Source organism: Rhizobium sp. FG96 (genome assembly GCF_057808655.1).
The window spans coordinates 1-1,623 of sequence record NZ_JBMDIL010000036.1 but is presented as its reverse complement, the minus strand read 5'-3'; the positions used below and the strand labels follow the sequence as shown (position 1 = coordinate 1,623).

The window sequence follows — 1,623 nt, the reverse complement described above, 5'->3', positions numbered from 1 at the left end:
TGTGGCGGGAGAGTTGGAATGTCCGGCGGTTTGCAAGGTAGAAATGTCCGCGTGGTCATCACACGGCACAACGGTCAGCCCCGATCTGAGCGGCTGATCCCGGTTGCAAGATCAGATCGGGGCGGGTGGTAAATACACCTCTTCGGCTTTAGCTTTGACACGCCTCACTCCGCAGCCTGCTGTCGCGACAATGCTTTCTGGCGCCGTGCGATCACTGCCGGATCGTTCATGAAATCCTTCCGCCGGCCAGGTCCGCGAGCCCGTTTGACGTAGCCATTCTTGTCACTGCTGCTCTTCACCTTCGGCTTGTCCTGCTGCTCCTGGCGCTCCTTGATATAGGCCAGAACATCACCCAACCGCTTGTTCTCGGTGATCGCGGCATGCGTCACCCGCTGGTCCTTGTCGAACACCGTGTAGGGCAGGGAGTAGCCTTTCCACCGCACATCCAGACGACCGTCGGCATAGGCATAGGTCTCGACATAGCGCCCCACCAGCCCACGCGTCACATCGGTCTCCTCCAGCATGATCCGCTGGCGCTCGAACGAAAACGTCAGCTGCGATCCAACATAGCGCTGCTCGCGTTTGCACAGGATCTCCGTCAACCGATCTGGCGCCAGATTCAGCGGCCGATGCAGATCATCAGACCGGGCAGGGGTAACCGCAAAACGCGCATTGTAGTCCTCCATGAAGTCCGGCAAAAACGCGTTGCCGGCCTCCATGCTGTCGATGCCGCAAAGCCTGAGCTCCTTGACCAGGCGGTCCTGCAGCGTCCGGTTCATGCGTTCGACACGACCCTTGGCCTGGCTCGAATTTGCGCATAGAATCTCGATGTTTAACTCGCAAAGTGCACGCCCGAACTGGGTCATGCCCTGGCCACCTTTGGCATCCTTCTTCGCCACCCGGAACACCGAATGCTTGTCCGAATAAAAGGCAATCGGCGCGCCGTGACGGTGGAGATAGAGTTCCAGCGCCTCGAAGTAGGTGAAGGCACTTTCCGAGCGCACGAAACGCAGCTGCATCAGCCTGCCGGTCGCATCGTCGACAAACACCAGCAGCGAGCAAGGCGGCCCGCGATCCTCGAACCAGCGATGCTCCGATCCGTCGATCTGCACCAACTCGCCATAAGCCTCGCGTCGAAGCCGCGGCTGGTGAAACGTCCGGCGCTGCTTGCGCGACAGCCACAGTCCGGCCTCGGACATCCAACCGCGCACCGTCTCGCGTGACACCCGCAAGCCATCGCGCTCAGCCAACTTCTCCGTCGCCAACGTCGGGCCGAAATCCGCATAACGTTCGCGAACCAGCGTCATCGCATAGTCCCGAACGCCGTCGCTGATCCGGTTGTTCGATGGCCGGCCAATCGCCTTGTGGCGGATCGATGCCGCGCCGCCAATCCGTATCCGTTCCAGAAGTCGGCGCACCTGGCGCTCGCTCAGGTCAAGCACATGCGCCGCTGACACCGTCGTCATCCGGCCAGCGGCCACCTTCGATAAAATCTCAATCCGCTGCAGATCGCGCTCGCTCATCGCTATCAATCCCATCTGCAATCTCCCACGCATCCTTCAGACCCGGGGAGTGTGACATTCCAACTTTGCAGAAACAGGACATTCTAACTTTGTGGCTACA

The 1,623-nt window shown here is 60.2% G+C and carries 1 protein-coding gene; it reads right to left on the bottom strand.

The window, feature by feature from the left end:
• Window positions 1-164 precede the first annotated feature (164 nt).
• Window positions 165-1,538 (bottom strand): ISNCY family transposase, encoded by a 1,374-nt coding sequence (locus ACODR6_RS32050; protein WP_203428885.1) that lies wholly within the window; start codon window positions 1,536-1,538, stop codon window positions 165-167.
• Window positions 1,539-1,623: the final 85 nt, after the last annotated feature.